The organism is Brevibacterium senegalense (assembly GCF_000285835.1).
Lineage (GTDB): Bacteria > Actinomycetota > Actinomycetes > Actinomycetales > Brevibacteriaceae > Brevibacterium > Brevibacterium senegalense.
Map to the genome: position 1 here is coordinate 260,106 of NZ_HE978604.1, position 5,049 is coordinate 265,154.

The window sequence follows — 5,049 nt, forward strand, 5'->3', positions numbered from 1 at the left end:
GGGTCGGATGTCTATATTGCTGACAGTGCGAAATGGCGGCTCGGAACGGAATTCCACTTCGAGTAAAACTACAGCCACCAATCTATGCTTCATTGTTGCGAAGGCCATTAGTGAGAGACATTCAACGCATCCGTTATCACACCTGGCAGCCGCACGAAGTCTCGTAAGTGATGGCAGCGATTGCTGCGACAGGGAACGAACGTCGCGGGTGAACGCCGTATGGCAGCAACTGGCCCCACAGGCGAATCGGCTATCCCGAAATCCGCTCAACATACGGAGACAATGACATGAAGCTCGATCGACTTATTCACACAGCGCGTCTAGCGGCGGCGAAGAGCGGCCGTGCGCGTGCTGACTGTATTCGACAGAATAGCCTATTTGACTTGGTCGGCAAGAACGTGACATTTCAGCCGAGGCGCCTGCCCTTGTACAGTGAGCTAATTCGACTACATGATAACGTCGCGATTGCGCGGAATGTCGATTTCTGCACGCACGACATTATGCATGGGGTTTTCAATCGCTATCGTGAAACTTCAAAGATGCCTCCAATGCCTCGACTCAAAGAGCGGATTGGATGCATTGAGGTCGGAGAGAATAGTTTTATTGGGAGCAACGTTGTAATTATTTATGGCGCGAAAATCGGCAGGAACGTCGTAGTTGCAAGCGGGTCTGTTGTTGTTGGTGACCTTGAATCCGACTCCGTATACGCGGGCGTTCCAGCACGCCGTGTTGGCAAATACCAAGACCTCGTCGACAAGTATATCCAGGCCCAGCAGTCAGAATCTATGGCCACTGTAAAGGTGGGGCAGCGCCTAAGTGAAGGCGAGGCGGCTCTAGCGTGGAAGTTGTTTGAATTGGAGCATCCAACGTCGAGCTCTTTGTGATGATCATGACGTGTCTAGAGATTCTGGCAAGTAAGGAAGCGAAACGATGGCCGCCGCAATAGAAGTCTCAATAGTCGTCCCAGTTTACAATCCCCCAATCGAACGCTTTCAGTCATGCCTTAAGAGTGTCATCGCGCAGTCGTCCGATGCGTGGGAGCTTGTTCTTGTGGACGATGGATCGACTGACACCGCTGTGCTTAATGAGCTGGCGTGCGTTGAACGGCGTTACGATCGGGTTAAGGTGATTAGGCAAGAGAACGCCGGGCCTTCTACGGCCCGCAATGTCGGAACCCGCAGCGCATCTGGAAAGTATGTTACATATGTTGACTGCGATGACGAGTTGCCGCCAAAAGCTATCGAGATGGCGGTCTCGAAATTGGATGAGCATAGACCCGACCTATTGCAGTTCTACGTCCAGTACGTTACCTCGGAACAGCAGAAGATCGGTATCGAAGAAGTACCCGTCGTTGCGCTCTCGAACGATCAAGTTCGGCGCCTCAGGGGCCGAGTGATGAGCGGCAGGATGCCAGAAACGAGGATTCGCAATAGGCGAGCTGTTATGAAGAACGGTCCTATTGCGCGTTATGTTAGAACCGATATCGCAAAGCGCGTGCCGTTTCCGCCCGAGATTCGGGTGAGCGAGGATACGGTGTGGAACCTTCTCCTATTGAATGAAGTTGACTACTTGCTCGTTTCGCGATCAATCGGATACTGGTACTGGACCGACTTAGAATCGAGTGTGCGTGGATACAGGCCGAACGCATATGAAGAGACGAAGCAGCTCCTCAAGCTATTGAACGAGATGCAACGCAGTCACCTGACAGCGGTACCTGTCGACGACTACTATGAGCGCGCCCTCGGAGAAGTCAATCGATGTATCAGACTGAACTTTTCCCGTCCGGAGTCGCCAATTTCTGAGCGAGAGAAGCGAGGGAAAATTCGAGATCTTCTAGACACAATCGAAGTGTCTAGACGACAGGCTTTGCGCTCTCGTTCGGTGGTATGGGTGAAGTTGGTAGCTAAGCACACCTTGTTGGCGAGCGGCATGGTAGGGCCATGTTACGCTGTGCTCCGAGCAGCACGCGCTGGAGCCGCACGCGTTGGCCAGGGTAAGCGCTGGCTGAATGTCAAGGGAGGCTGAGACCGAATGGCTAAGCTTGCTGTCGTCACGCCATACGGTCTATTTAACTATGGGAACAGGCTCCAGAACTGGGCCGTCACCACAAGCCTTCGTTCCCGTGGTTTCGACCCGGAGACCCTGATTTTGAAGGCGAAGTATCCTGGTCCTGTTTTGCGAGATCTGGCGCGCCATGTGGTGCACTCAGCAAATTTGCGACATCTTCACTCTAAGCGCTATCGCCGCTTTCTAGAGTTCGACAAGAGTATCAAAACGCGACGGATATACTCGGCGCAGAGCGTTCCCGGAGTGCTATCCGAATACGTGGGTACTGTTATCGGTAGCGACCAGATCTGGAATCCCTATCAGGTTGACTTCGACGGAGCAGAATTTGGACTCGGGGCAGCCGCTGGCTCGGTTGTTTCACTAAGCGCAAGTTTCGGGATTGACTCGTATCCGGTGGAGCGAGCTAGTGCGGCGAGCTCGTACCTCTCGAGAATTGAGCGGATCTCTGTCCGCGAGGAGTCGGCTCAAGACATCGTCCGCGGACTCACGGGTCGTGAGGTGCCGGTAGTAATCGATCCGACTCTTTCCCTTAGTGCAGATATATGGCGCCGTAGGGCGGATTATGAGTTCGTGCCGGGTCACGATTATGGGTTTGTGTACATGCTTGGCAAGTACGCTCCTGTAGTGCGCACAGCGGTGGACGAACTTATTGTCGACCATTCGGCGCGTACAGTACGTTTGTACGACCTTGCCGCGCCGGGCTATTTTCCTGCTGGGCCCCAAGATTTTGTTGGTCTTATCGCCGAGTCGAAGCTTGTGGTGACGGATTCGTATCACGCCGTTATCTTCGGCATCCTGTTTGGCAAGTCTGTCTATCTGGTAGAACGCAATGACAAGCCATACTCGATGGCGTCGCGCTTTGAGACTCTTTCCTCGCTTCTCGGTGTCGAGTTTGAGGAGGCTCGCGAAATCGGTGGCGTGCCGTGTCGGCGAGTTTTGTCGTCGCACGTTGGCGACCAACTTAAACAGCGTCGCGTTGAGTTCGAAGAGTTCCTGGATTCTGCACTAGCTGGGATGCGCCCTAGACGAAGTGGTGATCCTAGGTGATGCTGTATGTTGTAGCTGCGTTGTCGCTCATCGGACCGTTCTTTGGTCAACTGCTTCCGTCTGTGGTCTCGCCTCTGGCCATTGTCTCCGCTGCCTACCTATTGTGTCTCGGTATAGCGCTTCGCAAGGACGGGTCTAAGGCGCGATATTCCCCGCTCGCTTTGTCGTGGCTATTGCTGGCAGCGTTTGCAGTCGCATCGCAAATTGTGGCGTCCGGATATGACGGGTGGATTGTCTACGCCTTCGCGTTTGGCGCTGGGATTCTGGTATTTGCCGATAGGACGCGGCGTTGGATGATTCCATTCCTGTCGGTTGCCGCTGCGTTCTCTTTCATTCATGTGTTCGCGACATGGTTCTTCTATGTTTTTCCCGCGACCTACGGGGGTCTCGTTAAGGCCAGATTTTTTGCCAGTGACTTCTCGGCGACGGACTATAGATCGGGCCTCACTTCTCATTACAGCTTTAACGCTATGTACTGCGTCATTGCATTTGCCATTGCGACTGCGGTGACGTTCGGGGCTGAGCGGCGTGTATCGCGCTGGAGTGGTGCGGCGGGCGCGCTGGTTGCCTTGTCGGCGGTGGTGCTTACGAGCAAGCGCGCACATATGATATTGATCATTGTGGCGTTTCTCGTGGTGCTATCTGTGTCTCATCTGAAGGGTCGTGGTCTTCGGGTGACATTAATTTCTGCGGTTGGAGCGTTTGGTGTCTATTTGTCAACGATTGTTTCGCCTGGCATATCGGCGTCTGTCGATCGTTTTCGTACAACGTTTGAATCCAGTGATCTTTCAGAAGTGACTTCGGGTCGGACGCTCTTGTGGGATGCGGCCATTACTGGCTGGAGGGAACGCCCACTCCTTGGGCATGGATGGGGTTCCTTTGAGTTTGTTTGGCCTGGCGGCCAGCAGACGTCGTTTCACGCGCACAATTTGGTGCTGAACTCTCTTTATGAGGTTGGAATTCTCGGAACTCTCGCAATCTTGCTGTGTGTGTTTGCCTCGCTTTTTGGCGCGTTCAGGGCTGTTCGGCTGGCTGCTCGCAGTGCGCATACATCGCTTCGAGTTGGTGTCTATTTCGCGTTGACCATTCAAGTGTTTTTCGCTATGTATGCATTGAGTTCGGGGGAGCTCCTAAGTAACGCCTACACCATTGCGCCCTACATGCTATCTCTGGCAATTGTTGTTCACGTGACAAGTGCCCGATTCACTGAGACGCCGGCTTCCCCGAAAACATCGCATGTCGCCACGCGCGCTCGGTCGGTAGTGTAGCTAGACGCTTGTGGGTTTAAGTGGCCCTTCAGAGTTGAGTGTGGGCGCGCCGATGGGGCGAAGGTGCTGGGGATAGACGTCGAGGTCCCTGATGATGAGCGGAATCTGACCTCTGCTCACACCAAGGACCTCGACTATGCCCCATCCTACGTGCCCCTGCGCTGCTTCTCTGGATCGCTGCAGCAGGTGTGACGTCCTTCTCGATCTGCCCGACATGCACCTCGTCGACGCCCGCGTCGCCGGCAGCCGCAGGGTGCTGGACATCGAGTGCTGCGACCCGATCACCGGCTGTCCCGGATGCGGCGTCATCGCCACCGGCCACGGTCGCGTGACCGTGACTCTGATCGATTCTCCTTCGGCGGGACGCCCGACACGTCTGCGGTGGCGCAAACGCCGCTGGATCTGCCTCGAGACCGTCTGCACCGTGGTGTCCTTCAGCGAGCAGAATCCGCACGTAGCAGCCCCGCGCGGCCTGCTGACCACCCGCGCAGTGAGCTGGGCGATCCGCCAGTTGCGGTATGAGAACGCTTCCATCCAGGGGCTGGCCCGCCAGTTGGGCACGACGTGGAACACGCTGTGGTCCCAGATCCGCCCCCGCCTGGCAGACGCCGCCGCGGATCCGTCTCGTTTCGACGGTGTCGACGTCCTCGGCGTGGACGAGCACATC

Annotated in this window: 5 protein-coding genes; all 5 read left to right on the forward strand. The window is 55.4% G+C overall.

Annotated elements, in window-relative coordinates; all coding sequences use genetic code 11:
- Positions 1–287: 287 nt before the first annotated feature.
- Complete coding sequence (locus HGBR_RS19520; RefSeq protein WP_083882844.1) at positions 288–884, forward strand: acyltransferase; 597 nt, start codon at positions 288–290, stop codon at positions 882–884.
- 46 nt (positions 885–930) lie between these two features.
- A complete protein-coding gene (locus HGBR_RS19525; protein WP_083882845.1) occupies positions 931–2,025 on the forward strand; it encodes a glycosyltransferase in 1,095 nt (364 codons plus the stop codon).
- A gap of 6 nt (positions 2,026–2,031) precedes the next feature.
- Entirely contained in the window at positions 2,032–3,114 is a 1,083-nt protein-coding gene (locus HGBR_RS19530) for a polysaccharide pyruvyl transferase family protein (protein WP_083882846.1), read from the forward strand.
- Entirely contained in the window at positions 3,114–4,382 is a 1,269-nt protein-coding gene (locus HGBR_RS19535; protein ID WP_245533330.1) for an O-antigen ligase family protein, read from the forward strand. The genes HGBR_RS19530 and HGBR_RS19535 overlap by 1 nt, the downstream gene beginning before the upstream one ends.
- Positions 4,383–4,635: 253 nt before the next feature.
- Positions 4,636–5,049: transposase family protein (locus HGBR_RS10560; protein WP_161601866.1), on the forward strand; the 414-nt coding region annotated here is incomplete at its 3' end.